This window comes from Gilliamella sp. X-23 (genome assembly GCF_057063545.1).
Window position 1 is genome coordinate 1 of record NZ_JBXSQG010000011.1, and the last position, 23,409, is coordinate 23,409.

Genomic DNA, 23,409 nt, shown 5'->3' on the forward strand with positions numbered 1-23,409 from the left:
AAACGCCAAAGCAGCTTGATTTTGTGAAAGATGATTGTCTATAAAATACCTGACCACTTTGTATTTAAAATCTGGAGAAAAATACCTTGGTTTTGTGACGGGTTTTAGTCCTTCAATGCCTTTTCTTCTATATAAATTTACCCACCATTCAACTGTATTAGCAGGCATTTGGAAGCGTCGAGCGGTTAAACCATAACCATCATTACTCTTAAAATAATGTTCAATAACTTGTTTTTTAAAATCGAATGTATATTTTTTTGCCATAATTTTGTTCCCAAAAGTAGATTTAAACAATCCAACTTTTGGGGGGCAGTTCAGCGCTATTAGCCCCTATCCCAGTTGAATTTGGGTAGCCATAAGCCGTTGATAAAATACTATGATCACTCTGCATTGTTACACTATAGGGCGCATTACAATCCTGAAAGGTATCATCTAATCCCATTTCGGTACCATTTGCGTCTCGACCAATAATGATTAAATTCCCCGTTGCAGTAATATCACCATCACCATCTTTATCAGCCCAAAAAACATTATTATTCAGTAAATCGGTCATTGAAATAGCATTTTGACCCGATGAAATAAGCGTTTTAATATCGCTAAGTTTTAAGCCTTCACGCGGCAATGGTATCGGATTGGCTTTAGATGAGGAATTGTTTTTTGGGGTTAGCACATTACCATCAGGTAGCTCGATATCTAAAAATCTATCCGTATCCCATGATTGAGTTTGCCCACCATCAAACGTTAAATAAGGAGCCGAACCCTGTATTGCTTTTACGGTTTTTGCAGGTTCAACTTTAGGTAATACCGCAAATAAAGGATGACTAATTCCTATACAACAACACAAAAATAAAATTGATTTTAAAGTAATGAAATTATTTTTTAATATTAACGATAAATCATCACAAAGGCATAATTTACGCACATAAACAAATAAAAAATTACATATGCCTAGCTGTTTAACTGTTCCAATTTCATTCCTTTTTTCCAATCTGTTGCTCCTTTGACTTCATGACAATATTCTTTTACATTGAGATCTACATCAAACAAAACGGCATAGCAACAATATTGGTATAATTTTACCAGTTTGCATATTGTGTGGCGATTGTACAATAATGTTTAATTACTGCAAATACATCTTCAACAAAAAATGATTTTCATAAATCATTAACTAAGTCAATACCATTATAATATAACAATAAGGTTTTTAACACGATATTTTTTAACATGCTGATTACTGGCATAACTAAAAATTAAGCCATTCCACCATCATTCCTATATTAAAAGGGAAAATACGTTTTATGGGAGCTTAATAAAGTGCACAAAAAACAAACTGATTGTTCTAATAGTCAAAGTGATGAAATTAATATTTTTTTTATATATTTTTTATTTCCTTTCGATTGTTTTCGGTGGATTGGGCAGGTAAAATGCGCAGAAATAAGACATCATTAAAGCAAATTTTGGAGTTCACTTAGTGAAAACATTAGTACGCAAGGTTTTGCCATGGCAGTTTATTGAACACTTCACTCGATACCGCCAACGTTTCGCTTTATTATTAGGATTATCTATCTTTTTTATTGCATTAATTATTTGTTGGAATTTATTAAAAGAAATTAATCTTAGGGACTTAAAACAAGCTTTCCGAAATCTTTCAATTAATGCAATTTTATTTTCTTGTTTATCCGCTGTGGGTAGTTATTTTATGTTGATCTGTTATGAATGGTCAGCCGCCCGTTATGCTGGTGTCAAATTAAAACCATCTGTGTTAATTCTTGGCGCAATTTGTGCCTCTGCTATCGGTAATGCAATAGGTTTGTCTGTATTATCTGGGGGAGCCGTACGATGCCGCCTTTATTTTAAACAAGGCTTGACCGCCATAGATGTCGCCAGAATGTCACTTTTTGTAACGTTATCATTGGGTTGTTCATTACCATTATTCGCTACAATTGCCGCATTAATCCACACACAACAAACAATGCTAGCGCTTCATATGTCAAAAAATGGCATATGGTTAACCGCAGCATCAGTATTTTGTTTTTATGCTTTAATTTTTGTTTTTTTGTATCGACATCAATTACCAGAAAAACCCAATAAAGACACAAGACTATTCCAATTATCCCGCTGGACAATTCGCTTACCAAATATGCGATTAGCAAGTTGTCAGCTTATTATCACTTTATTCGATGCTATTTTAGCTGGTGCTATTCTATACTTTTTATTGCCAATACAGCCTAATTTCATCACTTTTATTATGGTTTACATTCTAGCATTAGTCGCTGGTGTGCTAAGCCATGTACCTGGTGGTGTTGGTGTTTTTGAAGCTATTATGTTAGCAACATTATCGTCAGAAATTGATGCGGCATCATTAACCGTTGCACTTGTTATTTATCGAACTATTTATATTTTAATCCCACTCATTCCCGCAGGGATTTTATTATTGGTTAATGAGGGAAAGCACTATTTAACTGCACCAAAAGTAAAAGAGACCGAAACAGGCATTGCCGCTTCAGTCATGGCGTATACCGTATTTTTTGCTGGTGTTGTCATGATGTTTTCAAGTGTATTACCCGGTTTTAACCATGACTTAGTTAACACATTTATTCCCAAAAAAGTGATCAACATTGCCCATTTAATTGCTAGTTTAATCGGTATTTTATGTTTATTACTCGCAATGGGGTTACGCCGTCGACTTTTTTCGGCTTGGTGGGGTGCAGTCATATTATTATTAATAGGAAGTGTGCTTTCTTTATTACGGGGATTACATTGGATCGAAGCTGCTATATTATTAAGCATTGCCATCTTATTAATCAATTTTAGGCACTCTTTTTATAGAAAAAGCCGCTTGATAATCATTCCTTTTTCTTTCAAATTTTTTGCCATCTGTTTTGGTATGATCGCACTATTTGTATGGGTGATTTTATTTATCTATCAAGATGTACCTTATAGTCGCTCTTTATGGTGGCAATTTGAATTAGATAGCAAAGTGCCACGAGCATTACGCGCCGCCTTAGGCAGTTTTATTTTATTAAGTTGTGTTATGCTATTTTGGATTTTTCGCCCTGCATTACCCATTTTAACTAAACCCGACAAAACACAGCTTAGCAAGGCTTACCAAATTATTTTAGCCTCCAAACAACCTGAAGGTGGACTTGCCATGACTGGAGATAAGTCATTACTGTTCAATGAGGCCGAAACATCATTCATTATGTATGCAAGGCGTGGGCGAAGTATGATTGCACTTTATGACCCCATTGGTGATAGTGCTGATCGAGCTGATTTAATTTGGGCTTTTCGTGATCTTTGCGATCAACATAATCTTCGCCCTGTTTTTTATCAAGTGAAAGCAGCAAATTTACCTTTTTATATGGATATTGGTTTACGTACCGTTAAATTAGGTGAAGAAGCATTAGTCAATTTAAAAATATTTGATTTGGCATCAAAAGATTATAAAGATCTCCGCTATACATGGAACCGAGGGCAGCGTGATGGACTGTCACTAAAATTTTATCCACCAGGAACAGCACCGATTGATGAATTAAAAGCTGTATCTGATGCATGGCTTAAAAACAAACATTCAAAGGAAAAAAGGTTTTCGTTAGGATCGTTTTCTAAACAGTATTTGGATAATTTTACTATCGCTGCAATTACCTATGAAGATCGTATTATTGCTTTTGTCAATCTGTTAGAAACCAATCAAGACTATTCAGCTAGCATTGATTTAATGCGAGTAGTGCAAGATATTCCTAAATTAACCATGGAATTTTTCATGGTTGGATTAATTCTGCATTATCAGGAAAAAGGATATAAATATTTCAGCCTAGGTATGGTACCCCTTGCTGGTATGCAAAGACGCCGAGGTGCGCCTATGATTCAAAGGCTCGGTGCATTAGTTTTTCGTCGTGGTGGGCGTTTTTATAATTTTCAAGGATTACGCCGTTTTAAAGAAAAATTTGCAACACATTGGGAACCGCGTTATATGGCCGTTCCTGCGGGGCTTGATCCTTTAGTTGCAATCATTGACACAACCATGCTTATTTCAGGTGGCATAACAGGGCTAAAAAAGAATAAGAACTCATAATATGAAAAAAATAATACGTTATATTTTATTCCTAATCACCATAATACTCATAATATTACTAGGATTTATTGGTTGGTATTTGATAAAAAACCAAAGTCGTGCATCAGTAAAAACGATAACAATCAGCAATGACCTTTCGATCATATCAGCAAACCCTAAACAAAAAGCTGAAGCTGCTGCTATCATTGTTGCCACCAATAAAAATCATTTTACAGAACAACAGCTATTAGACTTATCTGAAAAAATGGGTGCCAAACTAGTGCAGTTTGAATTAAAGCCAAAAGAAAAGAGTTGTAGTGAACAACAAAACCGCTTTAATGAAGCCGTCAAGATATTAAATGAATCACAATTTGTCGTTGCAGGAATGCAAGAAGGTGCGGCTTTTGCTTACCGTTGGTTAACAGAGCAAAAAAGTGATGATGCGAAAGCACTATCAATTGAATTTACATTAAACCATAAAGATTGCGACCTCCCCTTGCCAGCACAAGCAAACCATGGAGCATGGCAAGTGATTTGGAATAACCCACCTGAAGAAGAAGTGGCTATCTTTCCTCGCGAACAAAAAAAAATCGCTGTCACAACGTCAATAGGAGAATATCAAGCCTCGCCAGTTGAACTACTAAGCTTACACCTTGCATCGGTTTTATTTGGGAAATATGAACAACTACCTGTTATTGAATTACCGGCAACTAATAAAGAAGTTCACCCAAATACAGTAACGCTTTATTATTCTGGCGATGGAGGCTGGCGTGATTTAGATAAAATATCGGCAGAATACATGGCTTCGCACGGTTATTCTGTGGTTGGAGTTGATGCATTAAAACTATTTTGGCAACATCGTTCGGTTGAACGTAGTGCTAAAGATCTGAGCTACTTAATGCAACAATACCGAGAAAAATGGGGAACAACCCGTTTTGTGCTGGCAGGGTATTCATTTGGTGGAGACATCTTACCTTCGCTTTATAATCGTTTATCAATTGCAGATCAAAATAGCGTTCAAGCAATTGTTATGATTGCCTTTTCAAAAGATGCCAATTTTGAAATCGAAATCAGTGGCTGGCTTGGCCAATCAGGCAACGAAATGAAAACAGGGCCAGAAGTCAACAAAATTCCAGCAAGCAAACTATTTTGTATTTACGGTGAAGAAGAAAAAGACGAAACAGGATGCTTACAACCAGAAATGAAAGGGGAAGCATTCAAACTACCGGGCGGACACCATTTTGATGAAAATTATGAGCATCTTGGACAAATTATTATGGATGCCATCGACAAAAGAACACAGTAAATTAATTAACAACATCAAAATATAAAAACAGCTATCAGACCCAAGAGACTAATGCGCCTTTTGGGCTTTCGTAGACAAATAAAGAATTAGCTTCTTTTTATACTAACCTTACTTTCTGACAACAGTACACCGCAAAGCGTAAACAATGTACCAATAGCAGCAATCCAAGTAAAAGGTTCATTCAAAATAACAACTGCAGCAATAATGGTAAGAATAGGGACTAAATATAAATAAATACTAATCTTGACTGCCCCTACTAATTTAACAGCATAATTCCAAGATGCAAAACAAATTGCCGAAGCACCAACACCTAAAAATAAAATATTAAGTAGATTAACAGGATCGGTAAAACGAGACAAATGCCATTCAAAATCGAAGAAAGACAATACTGGCAACATCAAAATCAGACCATAAAAAAAGAATCTTCTTGTTAATAAAATTGTATTGTAACCATAATTACTACTCTTTTTTACCAAAATTGAATAACAAGCCCAAAACAAACAAGCTAACATAGTTAGCAGATCACCAAGCGGATTGAGTGAAAGAACAAACTTGCCATTAAAACTAATAAACCCAACACCAACAACGGCAAATAAGCAACCAATATAAAAACGCTTAGGTGGTGTTTCGGCCTTTAAAAAGAATATCGATAATATCGCAGTAAATATTGGCGCTAAAGTAGTAATAACTCCAACGTTAGACGCTGTTGTATAGGTTAATGCAATATTTTCACACAAAAAATAACAAGTGACACCACACAGCCCAGCACACAAAAACATAAACTCTTTTTTAAAACCCTGCCATGCCAAAAAACGCGGTGCTAAGATCCAAAGGACAACATACCCTAAACTAAATCGAAAAAACAGAATTTCAATCGGCTTAAAATCGATTAATAAAACTTTAGTTGCAATAAAAGTTGTTCCCCAAATAAACACTGTCATAAGTGCAACAAGGTGCCCTTGTATTCTTTTTGTAAATAACATGAAAACTCTCTCAGCTCACATAAATAAAACTATTATTAAAGCGCATTTTATTGCTAGATATTTATTTTTAGAATTAGCAACTCAACATAAAGTGAAAAATATTGAAGGAGGAATTGATAAAATTATGCTATTTAATAACCCAAATAGATACTATATTTCTGTTTAACTAAACGCAAATTATTTTTCACCAAAAACAAGGCAAAAAAAATCCACTCGAATATTCGAGTGGAGGGCAAAAAATGAAAAACATAATCTGTTAATATAGACAATCTAAATAGCAAAAAGTTCAATTTAATTTCACCTATTTTTTAATATTTAATGAAAAAATCAATAACACAATGATTTTTAATAAATAATTGTTTTATTTTTTTTAAAATTTAAAATAAAGTTATCAATACAATAAAACCTTATCTATTAATTTTAATCAAAGCACAAAATCAGTACACAACCAACATTACTATCTAAACTATTACAAATTTTATTTTTGACTGATACACATACTTTCTTAAAACTCATTAACAGACATAAAATCGGCTAATTTTGATTGAATTACAATTCTAAAAAATAGCGATATACTGTTACAAAATGATGTAAACAAAATTATGTAGGCGAGTATATGAAAAAGAACGTAGTTTTATTCAGTAAAATTCCTGCTGACCAACAAACTAGACTAGAACAAGCTTTCAATTTAACCGTATTTGATGACAACACAGATTACAATTCAACAAGTTATACTAACGCACTAGCTAATGCCGAAGGTATGATTGGCAACATCTCCACTCGTATTGACGACAACTTTTTAGCCAAAATGCCAAAATTAAAAGCAGCAGCAACCATTTCAGTTGGTTTTGATAGCTACGATCTTAATGCCTTAAAAAAACACGGCATCCGATTAATGAATACACCAAAAGTATTAACTGAAAGCACCGCAGATCTAATTTTTACACTAATGATGGCAACCGCACGCCGAACTGTTGAATTATCTAACCTCATTCATAACGGAAAATGGAAAAAAGGGATCACACCGGAATATTATGGAACCGATATTTACGGGAAAACCATCGGTATTTTAGGCATGGGACGAATTGGACAAGCGATTGCCAAACGCGCTCATTGTGGCTTTGATATGAACATTATTTATTACAATCGATCAGCTCGGCATGATATCGAACAAACTTATAATGCTAAACGTCTTGAACTCGACAACGTATTAAGACAAGCCGATTTTATAGTGATCATCCTACCTTTAACCGAAGAAACGACAAAACTAATCACAAAAGAAAAACTCGCCTTAATGAAACCATCAGCCATACTCATTAACGGCGCAAGGGGCAAAATTATTGATCAACAAGCATTATTTGAAGCACTAAAAAATAAAACCATCAAAGCTGCAGGACTAGACGTATTCGAGATAGAACCGCTCCCAACTAACTCACCATTGCTACAGCTTGATAACGTATTATTATCGCCTCATGTAGGATCAGCAACGGTAGAAACTCGTTACGCGATGGCAAAATGTGCTGTTGATAATATCATTGCGGCATTAAAAGACGAAAAACCAACCGAAAACTGGGTCAATCCCGAAGTCGGCTAACTTGTATTCATACTTGAATTCACCTATAATGGCCCGATATTGTACATAGTTACAAATCACAATTGGGGCTGATTCTGGATTCGACGGGATTTGCGAAACCCAAGGTGCATGCCGAGGTGCGGTAGGCCTCGTAAATAAACCGCAAAAAAATAGTCGCAAACGACGAAAACTACGCACTAGCAGCTTAATAACCTGTATAGAGCCTTCTCTCCCTAGCCTCCGCTCGTAGGACGGGGATCAAGAGGAGTCAAACCCAAACGAGATCGTGTGGAAGCCTTGCTTGGGGCGGAAGCATTAAACTTAATCAAGCTAGTTTATCAGTGGCGTGTTTGTTCGCAGCGGGTAGATGAAATCTAAAAACAAACTACGCATGTAGTACCGAGGATGTAGAGATTTCGGACGCGGGTTCAACTCCCGCCAGCTCCACCACTATCACTCTTAAAATAAAAACTATTTACACACGGGATTTTTACCCCTAATACAAAACTCATCCCTTTATAGAACTTGCTTAACCAAACTCATAATATATTCTAAGTTTTTGGTATCAGACACGGTTAACTCATAATCACCAGTCGCCCAATGACCAATATTTGAAACATCTTTGGTTAATTTTTTAGGGTCGTCAAGATTGCCTTTTTTAGCATTAATCCAGATTTTTAATGATTTATTTTTTAAGTGTATAGAAACAATATTATTTTTACCTTGTTTAAAAGCAACATAAAACTTTTTGGGTGATATTTCTAGCTCTGTTGATAAGGCTAAAATCGCATTTTTAAAGCTTTCATAAAGTTCTAGTACATCATCAGATTTATCCTTTAAATGATAATCTTCATCATATACAATTAATTCTTTAGTCACTTTATCTAATACAGAATTTTTTGTATGTTGTACTTGTTTAATACTTGGTGCAGACTTAGAACGTTTGATCGGATTAATCGAAATTAAATCGTTATCAAACCGTTTAATTTCCCACAGTTCTATTGCTAAATCTTTAAAGTTAGTCGACTGTTTTTGGTAGTCAGTAAAAGAAGGGGAAACAAAAATAATTTTGCTTTGCGACCAGTCAATTTGGTTACGTTTTAAATTAGCTTGGCAAGATTCATTATACTCAACAATAAAATCAGCCTGATAATCAAGCATAAGATTTAAATAGGTTACACCCTGATCGATAACACTAAAATTACGTTCACGTTTATATTCAATAATGACAAAGGCATTTGATTCGGTATCATATGCTAAGGTATCGATACGGTAATCTTTAATTTTGAATTCAGATTTTACAAAAGTTAAATTACCAATAATATCTAAATTATTTTCAAATAATATTTGAATTTCTTTTTCTAGCTTAAAAGGTTTTTCTTTCAAAAGCGTTAGCTCTTGATTTTTATTTAAAAAAACTTGCATTGTTCTCCCAGCCTAGTTTGGTAAATATTATTGTTGAATAAAGCACCTTAATTTCTAATGCTAACAACATATATAATAAAATAAATTAATTAAACAAATTAATTTTTATTATATCTCATGATACTGCCCAAACCAATCAGGCTCTAGCGTGGGTATATAAGGAAAATCAGTGGGTTTATCTTTATTTGCTTTTAATTCGTGGCAATATTGTTGATACTGATCTTTTGACATAAATATACCAGATAACTCATTGCCGCTATTAATAGCATAGAATTTATAGTCCGAATCCTTAAGTTGCTGGTTCACGATATCAAACAATGCAAAAGTGGCATATCCCCACGACAAATATTCTGTTTTTTGATCATCGCTGTTGTATATAAAATAAATTTTATTGTTTACTTTGACTCGATACTCAGCATTATCAATAGCTATTAACTCTTCAATTTCAGCTGGCTTTACTACATAATTTTTTAAATGAGGAACCACATATTGGTCATATATCTTTTTAATACCTTGCTCAGCAAGATCCTCTGCATCTAGAGAAATTGTATTATCCCAATTGATTGAATTGTTCAGTACATTATTTTTTCCTATGGTTGGCATAAAATATAATATAAACAAAAATGAGAAAATAATAAAAAAAGTACCTAAAAAAAACCTTTCCATAATCAATTTATACAATAAGCCCGATAACTCATAATAAAACAATATAATAAGTTTTTATACAGATTTTAGCAATTCAGATTAAATAACCTGGCTCAATTAAAAATTTGTTAACCAAGCCAGACAAGAAATATTAATCAACAATCACTCGTCCATTCAAAGGTTGAACTGGACGGTTGTTATCATGATGTATGATTGAATGGAACTTTTCAATTTGTTCAGCAGATGCACTACTTTCTTGCTCTAACACAATCCATCGAACACCTTCAGAGCAAGGTGGCGTTGTCAAAGATCCACTAAAGCGATAAAAATCTAACCTATTCGGTAATAAAGCCTTAATATCGACAGGCTGATTTAATGCTGCTGTATCCCCTTCTTCTTCTGGCATTTGTTGCCAAGCTTTCGCCAATTCAGGGTTAGCTTTTCCTTTATTAAACATCAGGCCGATAACCGCTAAGTCACCATTTTTGTTTTTATAAACAAAATGAGCCTCCATAGGAAATTGTTTGCCTTTAATCTTATTTTCGCTTGGTGTGTGGAAATGGAATTGTTGTAACGTAAACACTTCGTTGTCAATTTCAAGCGTATTGCCATCATTAACATTAACTTGAATTGTATGACCGTTATTGATGATTTCTTGCTTACTTTGTTTAAATGCTAGTTTAAGCTTGTCATGGTGCGTTTTAAAAACATGCTCAATATTGATAGGTGATTGGTTTTTTCCAGTTTCGCAGGTTGAAAATTCTGGCGAAAGACTTCCCCAATTTTCTGGGCTATTTTCACCTTCGTAGCCCCAATGAGGAGCGGGTTCTGTTGCAGCACAAGATAGACTTGTAACCATTAAGGCCGCAATTATTGCATTAAATTTCATCTTGATTTTACGCTAGAAAGTTGATTAGTGGGAACCAAATTATACGCCACAAAAAATCACCTTACTAGAATCGTACATCATCACTTTTTAATATTTTTATAAAAAAATTGTTTGACATTTATACAAAAAAACAGGCTAGAAAATAGCCTGTTTTATTTGGTGCTAATTTTACTCAATTTTTATGATAATAATGTCCAATTATTTATATTAAGAAACTATTTACTCCTTGAGCATCGTCGGTCGGAAGTGGCACGATTATGGGGCTCAGCCGCCACGGCGCACCCCCTAATAAGCACCCCAACTGGGCGCTGTTCTTTGTCAGATTATCTTTAATTAGCACCATAAGCACTCTCACAGCTTAAGGATTAAAGACTAAAAGTCAAGGTGTTACGCAAATGCCACGATGGTAAAAACTGGTGCTAGAGTTTTCTATGTGGCCGTCAAGCGAGTGGACCAATAAATCTACTACGTCACTCGCCCAGTAGGTTTTAGTTGAGATATTATAAAATCCCGAGATGCCCCACTCCGAAAAAAATCCTCCCCCTATTCGACGCTTATAATAATTGCCTGTTGACGACGGCGTGGCGCCAATAACAGGGGTACTACCTGTCTTCACTGCGTTAGTCAAGTCCCTAACCTGTGGCATACGATAACCCAAACTACTACACCAAGATGAATGGTTAACCCTGGCAGCTTCAATAGTTCGGTCCACGAACCACTTCTGCAATACAAAACCATACTTGACCACCACATTACCACTGCTATCCCTACCCTCTAACTCAAAGGTCTGCGGTAAAATTGGCACACTTAGACGACTCGGATTATTTGAACCTATCTGGCTATTATTTGCCTTAGGACCATTTAACGTTACCCGAGTTACATATTGGGATCTATCATGAATCCAAGCATCGTATTCTATGTTGCGTCCCTGTAAGTCAGTGAATGAGCCTGAACGTGGTCTTACCCGACGCACTGTCGCTGTTATTCCCTCATGCGTAACGGGAGACCAAGTCAACTGATTTTCATCTACTCCACCTATATCTAAATCAAAATAAAGACCATTAGCACCTGTTGTCGGAAAATTAAGACCGTAAGAGGATGGGGTTGTAGACTGAATTAAAAAGCCCTTTTCAGGATTCCATATGCTAGATGGGCCTGCATAGCGACTGTCATCAATCCTCGCACTAATAATAAAATAATCAGCGCTACCAAAATACAAACTCGGCCTTGCGTTACAGACTTTAGCCCCTTTTGGACTGATATAATAAACCACGAGCGAACTACGACCAAAAGTACTGCTATTTGGCACGCCATACTGGGTCGTTAAATTTCCACCAGAAGTACGTAATCTGACTTCATAAGGCGCCTTACAGGGATCTAAAATATCACTACGGCTAACTGTAAGATTATTCTTATCAGCAAAATTCACCGATAAATTCCCCGTTGCTGTTAGGCCATTAGTACCCTGTCCATCTCCATCGTCATCCCCCCAATAATGATATGTATTCACTAAATCGTTTAAACTCACTGAATAGAAAACACCCGATTGGTTGACTGATGGTGGCACAAAAGTAACTATATCACCCATAGTATCCCCTGCATTAGATAACCTTATTGGGTTTGTGGCACTTGATGTGTTGGTTGACGGTGTAAAAGTTCTACCATCCGACAACGTAATAGACAATAAACTATCTGTTGAAGTCGCTTTAGTTCGACCTCCATCAAACGTTAAATACGGTGCACTCCCCTCTATTGCCCTTGACGTATATGCCGTCAACGCCTGTGTTCCTTGCGTATATGATAATAAGAGCAGTGGCGCAAAAACCAACGCGGATTTAGATAATAATGAAGATTTAGATAACAATTTGGAAATCGGCGATCGTCTTGCCGATAAAGTTGTCGATTTCGGTAATGAAAATAAGAATGGTGTCTGTTTTTGACTACCGTGAGATTCAATAAGTTTTAGGGCGTAGGTTTGGCAGGCCAGATGCCAGATGCCAGATGCCAAGTATGATAGCGCATTTCGTTCATCCTGTCAAGTAAATTTTTGTTTTATTTAGATTTTTTATAATTAACTGCTCAACTAATGAGCTTTCCCTTGCTTTAAAAGCGGTGAAATTATAATCTGTTGAATAATAATGCGCTAGTTTTTTTGTTAAAAATTTGTAAAGTTTTGTTAAGTTAATGGGATTAAGCTTTTTGTTGCGTGTTTTGGAGAATGGTTTTGGTGTTTTTTTAAACAAAAACACTAAACAAAAAAACATTAATAAAATCAATACCTTTCCTGACAACTTTTTGACGGAAAATAAATCCTTTTTTGTTTTGGTGGATGGATTGGGTGCATTGGTTTCTGACGTTTGTAGTTTAATGTCAAAATAGCTATAGCGATCACGTCCGAGTTAGGGAGTTAAAGCGAATTCCCTGAGAATCCACGCTTTGGCTGCAGAATGTGTCCTTCGACAACCAACGCCGTCGCTCGGTCTTAACGCATCGACTATGATTACTCATATCATCGTGATACTCGGCTCTTTGAGGACATCTTCTCGATACTCAAATGTTTAAATTTGTTCCAGACAAAACACAGACTCGTCAAACATCCCTGTTTGGCGTGCTGACCGCCTCTATTATCGGCACATTCTGACGCCGAAATAAGGCACACAACATAACCTTGGGTGTTTTTTGTGAGTTGCTTTTTGTAAAAAAATAACGCAATTAAATCCAAAAAGTGGTCAGGAAAGGTATTGATTTTATTGAAGTTTTTGTTTTGCTATTTTCAAGAAAAATCAATTATTTACCCAACCTAAACAAGGATCCGGCATACAAAAAATTAACAAAACCACGAATAAAGCGCTTTAATAACAGCCATTTAACCATCAAAAAATCGTTCAGGAAAGGTACTGATTTTATTAAAGTTTTTATTTTATGTTTTTAACAAAACATTATGACCTTTCTATTCTTAAAATAAAATAGCCCACTTTCCATAAAAGTGAAAAGTGGGCTATTTATATTGGTTACTTACTTGTTATCTAAAATTCGGCTTACTTTTACTAAATAATTCCGCGACTCTTGCGAAACATGCGAAGTGACTAGCTTTCGATATACTTGTTGCGGTGTCATTGAGTTGATAATGTTGATGGCTTCGTTGCGATCATTTGAAAACGTACGCAACACGCTACCCGCCCCGCCGTTGTAAGAAGTAATCATTGCATATCTTAATGAAATTGGGTTGTTAATGCCTGCTAAGTACTTGGTTTTTAATAATGATAAGTACGCTGTTCCCATATCGACATTATTACGCGGATCTAGTAAGAACTTTCTACTTGGTTCACCGGATTTTCCTCGTAATTTAAAAATATCACGACCTGCAGTATGTTGTTGTACTTGCATTAATCCAAGTGCATCTGTACGGCTAACCGCATAGGGGTTAAATGCGGATTCAACTTCCATAATGGCAAGTATCAAGCGTTCGTCGATAAAATAACGATTTGACGCTTCGGTAACAATTGGTAAGAATTTTTTAGCTCGTTGGTTAATGTGGTTAGGAACAAGTTTGATTTCAACATAGGCGATTTTATGTGGGCCAGAGGTGCGGAATTTTAGGTTGTTGGCAAGAACATAATCAGCAAAGCTGTTGGCCCGACCGCTCCAGCGAATCGGTTGGTGGTCTTGGTCTAATACCTGATTAAATAAAAATGGATCTTTAGATAAGTTTTGGCTGATCTTATCGTGGCGAATAATATCAACCGGCTCTGGCATGAGTAATGTTGAAACGATCGCTTCTTTTAAATTTTCGATCGGCGATTCGGCCATGGTTTCAATGGTTATGACACCAGAAACGAAGTTAATATGGACACGGGTTTTGAGATTATCTTCATATTGAACATAGTCTTTAGGACCCGCTATAAGGACTTCTTTTGGCCCCCAAATTTGTTCGATGTTATTAGCATATTGGCTGATTAAGATATTGAAGGCATTGGTATCTTTGACGTAATAGTCTTCATCATCTTTGTGCGAATTTTGGCTAGGACAGCCTGTTAGTAGGCTGACAGTAATAATTAATGCAATGAGCTTTTTGCTATTTTTCATTTTTTATCTCAATTTTGAGGTTTATACCCATCAATAACAACATCTTCACCTTCGAATAGGAATTTAACCATTTCGGTTTCAATTTTTTTGCGGTGTTCTGGATTCATCATGTTAAATTTATTTTCGTTAATTAGCATGGTTTGCTTTTTGAGCCACTCTTGCCATGCTTGTTTTGATATTTCATTAAAAATTCGCTTGCCTAGCTCTCCCGGATAAAGCTGGAAATCTAAACCATCCGCTTCTTTTTTTAAATAATGGCAATAAATAACACGACTCATTTTTATCTCTTTTTAAGTACAATTAACGAACAGTTGCTGATTATACCTGAAAATAATTAGAGAGCAGAAGAAAATTATTGAATAAGTTTGCAAATTAAAATCGTTTTCCTAATGAATATTAATTTAAAATAACTGAATAATTATTTACTTTACACTGCAATTAATTCGCTTAAAATAATATGAATCATTTAATAAAAATAAATAAGGATGAAACAATGCCTGCAAAAATCACTCGTGAACTTTTTGATCAAGTCATTTTACCTGTTTATGCACCGGCTCAATTTATTCCTGTCAAAGGTCAAGGTAGTCGTGTTTGGGATCAAAATGGTGAAGAATATATTGATTTTGCCGGCGGCATTGCAGTTAATGCACTTGGTCATTGTAACCCTCGGTTAGTAAAAGCCTTACATGAGCAAAGCGAAAAGTTGTGGCATGTTAGTAATGTATTTACTAATGAACCCGCATTAAATCTAGCTCAAAAACTGATTGACAATACTTTTGCTGATCGTGTTTTTTTTGCTAACTCGGGGGCGGAAGCTAATGAGGCCGCATTTAAGCTAGCGCGATATTATGCAGCACAAAGATATAGCCCTTATAAGAGCAAAATCATTGCTTTTTATCAATCTTTTCATGGCCGTACGTTTTTTACTGTTTCGGTAGGCGGACAGGCAAAATATTCTGATGGTTTTGGACCAAAACCAGCTGATATCATTCATGTTCCATTTAATGATCTTGATGCGGTAAAAGCGGTAATCGATGATCATACTTGTGCTATTGTATTAGAGCCTGTTCAGGGCGAAGGTGGATTAACATCAGCAACACCTGAATTTTTGCAAGGTGTTCGCAAACTATGTGATGAATATAAAACATTACTAGTGTTTGATGAGGTGCAGTGCGGCATGGGAAGAACAGGTAGTTTATATACTTATCAGCAATATGGTGTGACGCCTGATATTCTAACCTCGGCTAAGGCATTAGGAGGTGGCTTTCCAATTAGTGCGATGTTAACAACCAATGACATTGCTTCAGTCATGCATCCCGGCGTACATGGTACGACTTATGGTGGCAATCCCCTTGCTTGTGCTGTGGCTTGTGAAGCCTTTGATATCATCAATTCCCCTGAAGTACTTGAAGGCGTAGAAAACCGACGCGCACTGTTCATTGAACAACTTGAAGAAATTAATGATAAATTCAAGCTTTTCCGCCAATATCGAGGAAAAGGATTATTGTTAGGTGCAGAACTACAACCTGAGTACCATAATAAAGCCCGAGATTTTTTAAATGCCGCCACTGAGAGTCAAGTGATGATTTTAAATGCAGGTCCAAATGTACTGCGTTTTACCCCATCTTTGCTAATAACCGAGGAAGAAATTAAAGAAGGTATGAGACGATTGACAAAAGCCGTCGAAAAAGTTGTCAATGCTTGAGTTTTTCTATACAGTAACAGCATTTTAATCAATTAAATGCCATTAGCGCATTTAAAGGATACTTTTTTATGACCGATATTCGACCATTAAACTATGCAAAAACACATTTTATTTTAAGTGCACCTGATATATCTCATTTACCAAGTGATAGCGGGGTTGAAGTAGCATTTGCCGGTAGATCTAATGCAGGCAAATCCAGCGCACTTAACACGTTGACCAATCAAAAAGCATTAGCCAGAACTAGTAAAACGCCAGGAAGAACACAATTAATCAATCTTTTTGAAGTGGAAGAAAATTGCCGACTCGTTGATTTGCCCGGTTATGGCTATGCGCAAGTTCCCGAAGCAATAAAACGTAAATGGCAGAAATCGTTAGGAGAATACCTTCAAAAACGCGAAAGCTTGAAAGGGTTGATTGTATTAATGGATATAAGACATCCTTTAAAAGATTTAGATCAACAAATGATTGAGTGGGCCGTCTCGGTTGATATTCCCGTGATGTTACTATTAACTAAAGCCGATAAATTGGCTTCTGGCGCACAAAAAAAACAGGTCAACATGGTTAAAGAAGCGATTTTACCTTTTCAGGGCGATATTACTGTTGCACCTTTTTCATCACCTAAACGCATGGGTTTAGAGCCTTTAAAACAGAAGTTAGATGAATGGTTTAGCCAACAATGAAACCTGTAATGGATGATGCTGCTTTTTCATTTCATGCTTTATCACCTGAATTAATTTTTGATAGTTTGGCATCAATCGGCATTCGCATTGATTCAGGTCTTACCGCTTTAAATAGTTATGAAAATCGAGTTTATCAATTTCATGATGAGGATCGTACTCGCTATGTCGCGAAATTTTATCGACCTCATCGTTGGAGTAGTGAGCAAATCGTTGAAGAGCATCAGTTTACCAAGCAATTAGCTGACGCTGAAATTCCTGTTGTTGCTCCTTTAATATTCAATAATACCACGCTCCATGAGCATCTAGGTTATCGGTTTGCCCTATTTCCAAGTGTTGGCGGACGGCAATATGAAGTAGATAATCTGGAACAGATGGACTCCGTTGCGATGCTACTTGGTCGTATTCATCAAATTGGCACAAAACAACCTTTTTTACATCGCCCAACCATCGGATTAGAAGAATATCTTTATCATCCCCAAGAGAGGATATTATCTTGCTATTTTATTCCTAGAAAAGTGCAATCTGATCTGAAAACAATTTTGGCACAATTAATAACAACAGTTGAACAATATTGGCATAATGATTGGCAACCTATCCGACTGCACGCCGATTGCCATGCTGGCAATATTTTATGGCGAGATGGTGCAATGTTTGTTGATTTTGATGATGCTCGTAATGGACCTGCTATTCAAGATCTGTGGATGCTACTTTATGGCAACCAACAAGAGCAACGCTTACAGTTAGATATGTTAATTGAAATGTATCAAGAGTTTTGTGACTTTGATAAAGAACAACTTAGATTAATTGAGCCATTAAGAGCGATGAGAATGGTTCACCATTTAGCATGGATTATCGCCCGTTGGCAAGATCCGGCTTTTCCTATCGCTTTTCCATGGATAACTGATGAAGATTTTTGGCGACAACAATTATCAGAATTTAACAAGCAAATTGAAGCAATCAAAGTGCCATCGATAAAACTAATGTCGATAATGTAAATTTTAACATTTTGATTAATTGATTAATTTTAATAATTCATCAAAATTGGGACGGTTTTTGACTAATGCCTCTTTTTTCTGCTTAGAGAGCTGTTTTATTTTATATTCAAGCTTTAGTGCTATTGATTTGTCACCAATAAAAATCTGATACACAACCGTCAAATTCTGATGGCCTTTTAAACATTTAGCACCTTTGCCACTTTGATGTTGCTGTAAACGTCTAGCAACATCAGTGGTGATACCTGTATATAACAATTGATTTGCTGTTCTAATGATATATAAAAACCAGTTAGATACTTTATTAGACATAAATAACCGACAAAAAATATAAAGTGAATAATTTATCCATAATATCATTTTGGTCACCTAACTAATATTTTTGATTTTTAGGAAGCTATTATTTAACAATACCGCATTGTTAACCATTACAGCTCCATTTACTTTAATGCTGATAATGTTTAAGATAAACCAACTTTTTTGATGTACTCTGGGATAATAAAATTTGAATAACTTTGCAAAAATTATTGAAGCCGAACGTGGAGAAATGACGTTTGCTTACATACAAAATGATGAAATAAATTATCTAGACCTTTTTGACCAATTTTTGTCCGAAGAAGGGCATCATGAATTGCTCGATCCAAGCGATAAATTAGAACGATATACTTACTTAATTAATCATAATCAAACAAAATTTATTTTTAAAATCGATGGTGGCGTTGAACACCGTTTAGAACGTAAACTCATTGCCAAAATAACCGGTGATTTTTATTTTAATTTAATTCGTAAGCTGGCAAAAATATCGCTCGATAAATGTGATATTGCTTATGAGCTTTATTTGGTCGCTTTTGACAAAAGAACCAAACGTCACTATATGATATTTAATTTTATTGAAGGTCGCAGCCTAAAATGGGAAGAAATGAGAGAGTATGGTGAGCAAGTCAAAAGCTGCATCGAAAAACTTCACAGCTATAACTTAGTATCTAATGATGTGCACGGTGGTAATTTTATTTTAACGCCAGAAGGAAAAATCAAAGCAATTGATTTAACTAACTCAGGCTTTATATGGTTAACTAAAGCTAATGATGCGATCGAGGCACAAGAGCGTTTTGGAATTGAAATTAAAGTTCCTTTTTTTGCAATGGCAATTAAGAAGTTTACTCATGGGTTTAAACGGTTATCTCGTAAGATCCGTGGTAAAGAAGATTAACAATCTTCTTATCAAGGATGGCTTTAGTGAAATTGGTATTCATCATTTTTAAATATTAACTAATCAGTTAGTAAAAAATAAAATTAATAAGACTTAAAAAGGATGTAGTATGAAAAAGTTAATTGGTTATTTTGCTGTTTTAACTATTCTAACTAGCTGTGCATCTCAAAAAATGGTGTCAATTTACCATACAGAAGGCGCTGAAATCACTAAAGATTCGTCAGGTGTCGATATATTAAATAAATATAGCACATCACGACCGATTACCGCCCTACACTCATCTTTGTCATTATGTATTGCACAAGAACTGGATAACAGTCCCGTTGTGTTAAGTAATGAAAACTATTTGGGTTCACAATGGTGGCCATATTGGAATATGCCTAACCAACAAGCTATTACGGTTAATGGTGGCGATACAATCAAATTAGTTGAAGGTAATCATGTTGTCGCCAATGCTGTCGTGGACTATCAATATCATGCTAAATATTTTGTTAGTTATACTTTAACAGCAACTCGTAACCAACACGATATTCGTTATCTATTCAGCAACATTAAACAAGCTCAACAATATACGGGGTCTGTGATTAATGATGGATTTGAAAATGTAAAAACACTTGAAAGATCTCATCCTAACTTAGTTATTGAAGCACTCAATAATGAAGTTAATAAAATTCAAGAATGTTTATTACGCCAATAACCGATCGTAAGGAAGTTTCAGGCAGCACATACGTTTTAGTCTATGTTCTGATATTATTATTTAATAAGATAAAAAAAATCGTGGATGACTAAAACGTTTTTAGCATTTTAAAACGCCTCAACAAAATTACACTATACTTCAATTTATATCATTCCTCTTGCTTAATAACTTTCTTAATCTTCTGATTTTTGTATCTATAACTATACTGGTGATGGTTTAAAACCAATGAGCAATATAAGAAGTATATTATGAGCATGATTCTTGATTACTTAGAAAAGTTAAGCGAACTTGAAAGCCATCTGACCTATCTATCAATAGGTCAAGCTATTAAACGTTATATTTATCATAAGTAGCAAAGCTATTTATCCATTGTGATTTCATCTAATGATAAACTAAAGCTTGGAAGAAAAACATCCAAAAAGTAGTTCATTTCTGGACTATTACGTTCAGATAAAGTCTTTTTTAAACGTTGTTCGGCCAATTTAAATTCATTATTACCTGCACTCAATTCTTCAATAGTTTTAAGATAAGCACATAATGCGTCAGCCTGTTTTACGATACTTTTTTCTGCTTCAGCATAAAAATCATCATCGATTAATGCTCTAAAGTCATCTTGTAACTCTTTAGGTAGCATATTAATAAGTTTATGTTGTGCTATTTTTTCAATCTTTTTATATTCAACCGTGATTTGCGGATTATAATACTTTGTAGGTGTTGGTAAGTCACCGGTTATGACTTCTGAAACATCATGATACATGGCTAATAATGCGATTCGCTCAGGATTCACATCACCATTAAATTTTTTGTTTTTAATTATGGCTAAAGCATGTGCAACAAAAGCAACTTGTAAGCTATGCTCCGATACATTTTCCGTTCTTACATTACGCATTAAAGGCCAACGGTTAATTAGTTTTAATCGTGATAAATGAGCAAAAAAATGACTATTATTCATATTATTATCTCTTTAAATATAAAATAAAAACGCTCCCATTAAAAATAGGAGCGTTTATAATTATAACAATATTGCTTATGATTTTACGCTAGAATAAGCTGTTGAGTACCCAACGCAAATGGTACAGTTTGCTCTTCTGTAAATGTCACATATTCCCATGCATCTTGTTTAGCAAGCAATGCTTGCAATAATTGATTATTCAATGCATGACCTGATTTATAACAAACTACTTCACCAATCATATTATGACCGCTCATATATAAATCACCAATAGTATCAAGCATTTTGTGACGTACAAACTCATCTTCAAAACGTAGACCGTCTTCATTAAGTACTTTATAATCATCAACAACAATTGCACAATCTAAGCTACCACCTAAACATAAACCTTTAGACTGTAACGCTTCGATATCACGCATAAAACCAAAAGTTCTTGCACGGCTGATCTGGCGAATAAACGATTCAGACGAAAAATCTAATTGATAACGTTGCGAACTGCTATCGATAGCAGGATGATGAAAATCAATAGTGAAATCTAATCTAAAGCCACTATAAGGTCTTACCTCTGCCCATTTATCACCATTTTCAACTCGAACAAGTTCTTTTACGCGCAAAAACTTTTTAAGCGCATTTTGTTCGGCAATACCTGCATCAAGCAACAAATAAACAAAAGGACTTGCACTACCGTCCATAATTGGTATTTCAGGGGCATTAACTTCAATAATAAGATTATCAATACCTAACCCTGCTAAAGCAGAATTGATATGCTCAACAGTTGAAATACGAACATTGTCTTCGTTTACTAAACAAGTACAAAGCATTGTGTCGCGCACTGATTTTGCATCTACAGGAAAATCCACATATGGATTTAAATCAGTACGACGATAAATAATACCTGTGTTTTCAGGCGCAGGACGTAATGTCAAAGTAACTTTCTTGCCAGTATGTAAACCAACACCAGTTGCTTGAATAGTCTTTTTTAATGTTCTTTGTTTCACTTTGCACCTACTTTTTTACTTGTATTTCCTATTGACTTTGACAATAAAAAATCAAATAAGTTCAACTTTAATTCGCTTGCTTACGGATGAAAGCAGGAATATCTAAAATTTTATGATCTTCAATAGAAGAAGCTGTTGGTTCATTAACAACTTTAGCCAATTTTTCCTCTTGTTGTCCCAGCGTATTATTTTGAGCAAATAATTCATTACGTGGTACAGGTTTAGGAATTTTAACTTCTGAACGCTTATCCATACCAATACCAGTTGCAACCACTGTTACTCGAATTTCATCAGACATATCTGGGTCAAAAGTTGTACCAACAACCACTGTCGCATTGTCAGAAGCAAATGCTCTAACTGTGCTACCTACTGTTTCAAATTCTTCTAAGCCAAGATCTAACCCTGCGGTTACATTGACTAATACGCCTCGAGCACCAGATAAATCGATATCTTCAAGTAAAGGGCTAGAAATCGCCATTTCAGCAGCTTCTTCTGCTCGATTATCACCACTAGCTCGACCAGATCCCATCATAGCATATCCCATTTCAGACATCACTGTTCTTACGTCAGCAAAGTCAACATTGATATGACCCGGTTTAGTAATAAGTTCAGCAATACCTTGTACTGCACCTTTTAAAACACCATTAGCAGCTGCAAAAGCGTCAAGTAATTTAACACCTCGACCTAATACTTTTAAAAGCTTGTCATTTGGAATAGTAATCAGAGAATCAACATGCTTTGCTAACTCTGAAATGCCTTGTTCAGCAAAAGCCATACGCTTTTTACCTTCAAAGCCAAAAGGCTTAGTAACAACAGCAACTGTTAGAATACCTAATTCTTTTGCTATTTCCGCAACAACTGGGGCAGCACCTGTTCCTGTTCCCCCGCCCATTCCTGCTGCGATAAAGACCATGTCCGCACCTTCAATAGCACTACGAATAACCTCACGATCTTCTTCAGCAGAATTTCTACCAACTTCTGGATTAGCACCTGCGCCAAGCCCTTTAGTGACATTAGTTCCGATTTGGATAGTTTGACCTACCTTAATTCTTTTTAATGCCTGCGCATCGGTATTTGCCGCAAAAAACTCAACACCTTCAATATGTTCAGCAATCATATGCTCGACAGCATTACCGCCGCCACCACCGACACCAATAACTTTAATGACTGCTGCTGGTTCATCATCTGCAACCATAGGCTCAAACATAACTTAT

Annotated in this window: 21 protein-coding genes and 1 other RNA gene; 9 read left to right on the plus strand and 13 right to left on the minus strand. The window is 35.6% G+C overall.

Annotated features, from left to right (window positions below):
• Together ACYH9I_RS08125 and ACYH9I_RS08130 are read right to left on the minus strand one after the other, a co-directional pair.
• Window positions 1-264 (minus strand): transposase (locus ACYH9I_RS08125; RefSeq protein ID WP_483560232.1); only part of this gene is annotated, 264 nt, incomplete at its 3' end.
• Window positions 265-286: 22 nt separating this feature from the next.
• A complete protein-coding gene (locus ACYH9I_RS08130; protein WP_483560234.1) occupies window positions 287-988 on the minus strand; it encodes a hypothetical protein in 702 nt (233 codons plus the stop codon).
• Between the two features lie 483 nt (window positions 989-1,471).
• Here ACYH9I_RS08130 and mprF point away from each other — a divergent pair, with 483 nt between their 5' ends.
• Together mprF and ACYH9I_RS08140 are read left to right on the plus strand one after the other, a co-directional pair.
• Window positions 1,472-4,075 carry a bifunctional lysylphosphatidylglycerol flippase/synthetase MprF gene (gene mprF / locus ACYH9I_RS08135; protein WP_483560235.1) on the plus strand — a complete coding sequence of 868 codons (2,604 nt, stop codon included), beginning with the start codon at window positions 1,472-1,474 and terminating at the stop codon, window positions 4,073-4,075.
• A gap of 1 nt (window position 4,076) precedes the next feature.
• A complete protein-coding gene (locus ACYH9I_RS08140; RefSeq protein WP_483560236.1) occupies window positions 4,077-5,360 on the plus strand; it encodes a virulence factor family protein in 1,284 nt (427 codons plus the stop codon).
• 86 nt (window positions 5,361-5,446) lie between these two features.
• On the opposite strand, the gene ACYH9I_RS08145 is transcribed toward ACYH9I_RS08140, so the two are convergent.
• Window positions 5,447-6,343: a DMT family transporter gene (locus ACYH9I_RS08145; RefSeq protein ID WP_483560238.1), complete on the minus strand. Its 897-nt coding sequence runs from the start codon at window positions 6,341-6,343 to the stop codon at window positions 5,447-5,449.
• Between the two features lie 616 nt (window positions 6,344-6,959).
• On the opposite strand from ACYH9I_RS08145, the gene ACYH9I_RS08150 reads away from it, so the two are divergent.
• Both ACYH9I_RS08150 and ssrA read left to right on the plus strand, forming a co-directional pair.
• Window positions 6,960-7,937: a 2-hydroxyacid dehydrogenase gene (locus tag ACYH9I_RS08150; protein ID WP_483560240.1), complete on the plus strand. Its 978-nt coding sequence runs from the start codon at window positions 6,960-6,962 to the stop codon at window positions 7,935-7,937.
• A gap of 64 nt (window positions 7,938-8,001) precedes the next feature.
• Window positions 8,002-8,366: a transfer-messenger RNA gene (ssrA, locus tag ACYH9I_RS08155) on the plus strand.
• A 66-nt stretch (window positions 8,367-8,432) separates the two neighbouring features.
• Here the strand turns inward: ssrA and ACYH9I_RS08160 are convergent.
• The 6 genes from ACYH9I_RS08160 to ACYH9I_RS08185 all read right to left on the minus strand — a co-directional run bounded on the left by ACYH9I_RS08160 (window position 8,433) and on the right by ACYH9I_RS08185 (window position 15,239).
• A complete protein-coding gene (locus ACYH9I_RS08160; protein WP_483560242.1) occupies window positions 8,433-9,341 on the minus strand; it encodes a DUF5655 domain-containing protein in 909 nt (302 codons plus the stop codon).
• 108 nt (window positions 9,342-9,449) lie between these two features.
• Window positions 9,450-9,944 carry a hypothetical protein gene (locus tag ACYH9I_RS08165; RefSeq protein ID WP_483560244.1) on the minus strand — a complete coding sequence of 165 codons (495 nt, stop codon included), beginning with the start codon at window positions 9,942-9,944 and terminating at the stop codon, window positions 9,450-9,452.
• Window positions 9,945-10,137: 193 nt separating this feature from the next.
• Window positions 10,138-10,875, minus strand: coding sequence for a carbonic anhydrase (locus tag ACYH9I_RS08170; protein WP_483560246.1), 738 nt, complete (start codon window positions 10,873-10,875; stop codon window positions 10,138-10,140).
• Between the two features lie 379 nt (window positions 10,876-11,254).
• Window positions 11,255-12,883, minus strand: coding sequence for a hypothetical protein (locus ACYH9I_RS08175; protein WP_483560248.1), 1,629 nt, complete (start codon window positions 12,881-12,883; stop codon window positions 11,255-11,257).
• A 1,007-nt stretch (window positions 12,884-13,890) separates the two neighbouring features.
• Window positions 13,891-14,961: a membrane-bound lytic murein transglycosylase MltC gene (gene mltC, locus ACYH9I_RS08180; protein WP_483560250.1), complete on the minus strand. Its 1,071-nt coding sequence runs from the start codon at window positions 14,959-14,961 to the stop codon at window positions 13,891-13,893.
• Window positions 14,962-14,969: 8 nt separating this feature from the next.
• The gene (locus tag ACYH9I_RS08185) at window positions 14,970-15,239 is read right to left on the minus strand and encodes an oxidative damage protection protein (protein WP_160403950.1); all 270 of its coding nucleotides are present in this window, start codon (window positions 15,237-15,239) and stop codon (window positions 14,970-14,972) included.
• Window positions 15,240-15,454: 215 nt separating this feature from the next.
• Between ACYH9I_RS08185 and argD the strand changes: the two genes are divergently transcribed.
• From argD to ACYH9I_RS08200, 3 genes are all read left to right on the plus strand, one after another.
• Window positions 15,455-16,666, plus strand: coding sequence for a bifunctional acetylornithine/succinyldiaminopimelate transaminase (gene argD, locus ACYH9I_RS08190; RefSeq protein WP_483560252.1), 1,212 nt, complete (start codon window positions 15,455-15,457; stop codon window positions 16,664-16,666).
• Between the two features lie 77 nt (window positions 16,667-16,743).
• Window positions 16,744-17,346, plus strand: coding sequence for a ribosome biogenesis GTP-binding protein YihA/YsxC (gene yihA, locus ACYH9I_RS08195; RefSeq protein ID WP_174787044.1), 603 nt, complete (start codon window positions 16,744-16,746; stop codon window positions 17,344-17,346).
• Between the two features lie 8 nt (window positions 17,347-17,354).
• Window positions 17,355-18,341, plus strand: a complete 987-nt coding sequence (locus ACYH9I_RS08200) for a serine/threonine protein kinase (RefSeq protein ID WP_483560347.1) — start codon at window positions 17,355-17,357, stop codon at window positions 18,339-18,341.
• Window positions 18,342-18,356: 15 nt separating this feature from the next.
• Here ACYH9I_RS08200 and ACYH9I_RS08205 read toward each other — a convergent pair whose 3' ends face one another.
• Window positions 18,357-18,650: a GIY-YIG nuclease family protein gene (locus tag ACYH9I_RS08205; protein WP_483560348.1), complete on the minus strand. Its 294-nt coding sequence runs from the start codon at window positions 18,648-18,650 to the stop codon at window positions 18,357-18,359.
• A gap of 193 nt (window positions 18,651-18,843) precedes the next feature.
• Between ACYH9I_RS08205 and ACYH9I_RS08210 the strand changes: the two genes are divergently transcribed.
• A complete protein-coding gene (locus tag ACYH9I_RS08210; RefSeq protein ID WP_483560254.1) occupies window positions 18,844-19,548 on the plus strand; it encodes a lipopolysaccharide core heptose(II) kinase RfaY in 705 nt (234 codons plus the stop codon).
• A gap of 109 nt (window positions 19,549-19,657) precedes the next feature.
• Complete coding sequence (locus tag ACYH9I_RS08215) at window positions 19,658-20,245, plus strand: hypothetical protein (protein WP_483560256.1); 588 nt, start codon at window positions 19,658-19,660, stop codon at window positions 20,243-20,245.
• Window positions 20,246-20,603: 358 nt separating this feature from the next.
• Here ACYH9I_RS08215 and yfbR read toward each other — a convergent pair whose 3' ends face one another.
• The 3 genes from yfbR to ftsZ all read right to left on the minus strand — a co-directional run bounded on the left by yfbR (window position 20,604) and on the right by ftsZ (window position 23,402).
• Window positions 20,604-21,197, minus strand: a complete 594-nt coding sequence (gene yfbR / locus ACYH9I_RS08220) for a 5'-deoxynucleotidase (protein WP_483560257.1) — start codon at window positions 21,195-21,197, stop codon at window positions 20,604-20,606.
• Window positions 21,198-21,280: 83 nt separating this feature from the next.
• The gene (lpxC, locus tag ACYH9I_RS08225) at window positions 21,281-22,195 is read right to left on the minus strand and encodes a UDP-3-O-acyl-N-acetylglucosamine deacetylase (RefSeq protein ID WP_483560259.1); all 915 of its coding nucleotides are present in this window, start codon (window positions 22,193-22,195) and stop codon (window positions 21,281-21,283) included.
• Window positions 22,196-22,262: 67 nt separating this feature from the next.
• Window positions 22,263-23,402, minus strand: coding sequence for a cell division protein FtsZ (gene ftsZ, locus ACYH9I_RS08230; RefSeq protein ID WP_483560261.1), 1,140 nt, complete (start codon window positions 23,400-23,402; stop codon window positions 22,263-22,265).
• Between the last annotated feature and the right edge of the window lie 7 nt (window positions 23,403-23,409).

What these genes read in the sequence shown, in the direction of transcription:
- ACYH9I_RS08140 (WP_483560236.1), top strand. Translation starts at nt 4,077, where the DNA reads ATGAAAAAAATAATACGTTATATTTTATTCCTAATCACCATAATACTC.
- ACYH9I_RS08145 (WP_483560238.1), bottom strand. Translation starts at nt 6,343, where the DNA reads ATGTTATTTACAAAAAGAATACAAGGGCACCTTGTTGCACTTATGACA.
- ACYH9I_RS08150 (WP_483560240.1), top strand. Translation starts at nt 6,960, where the DNA reads ATGAAAAAGAACGTAGTTTTATTCAGTAAAATTCCTGCTGACCAACAA.
- ACYH9I_RS08160 (WP_483560242.1), bottom strand. Translation starts at nt 9,341, where the DNA reads ATGCAAGTTTTTTTAAATAAAAATCAAGAGCTAACGCTTTTGAAAGAA.
- ACYH9I_RS08165 (WP_483560244.1), bottom strand. Translation starts at nt 9,944, where the DNA reads ATGCCAACCATAGGAAAAAATAATGTACTGAACAATTCAATCAATTGG.
- ACYH9I_RS08170 (WP_483560246.1), bottom strand. Translation starts at nt 10,875, where the DNA reads ATGAAATTTAATGCAATAATTGCGGCCTTAATGGTTACAAGTCTATCT.
- mltC (WP_483560250.1), bottom strand. Translation starts at nt 14,961, where the DNA reads ATGAAAAATAGCAAAAAGCTCATTGCATTAATTATTACTGTCAGCCTA.
- ACYH9I_RS08185 (WP_160403950.1), bottom strand. Translation starts at nt 15,239, where the DNA reads ATGAGTCGTGTTATTTATTGCCATTATTTAAAAAAAGAAGCGGATGGT.
- argD (WP_483560252.1), top strand. Translation starts at nt 15,455, where the DNA reads ATGCCTGCAAAAATCACTCGTGAACTTTTTGATCAAGTCATTTTACCT.
- ACYH9I_RS08200 (WP_483560347.1), top strand. Translation starts at nt 17,355, where the DNA reads ATGGATGATGCTGCTTTTTCATTTCATGCTTTATCACCTGAATTAATT.
- ACYH9I_RS08205 (WP_483560348.1), bottom strand. Translation starts at nt 18,650, where the DNA reads ATGTCTAATAAAGTATCTAACTGGTTTTTATATATCATTAGAACAGCA.
- ACYH9I_RS08215 (WP_483560256.1), top strand. Translation starts at nt 19,658, where the DNA reads ATGAAAAAGTTAATTGGTTATTTTGCTGTTTTAACTATTCTAACTAGC.
- yfbR (WP_483560257.1), bottom strand. Translation starts at nt 21,197, where the DNA reads ATGAATAATAGTCATTTTTTTGCTCATTTATCACGATTAAAACTAATT.
- ftsZ (WP_483560261.1), bottom strand. Translation starts at nt 23,402, where the DNA reads ATGTTTGAGCCTATGGTTGCAGATGATGAACCAGCAGCAGTCATTAAA.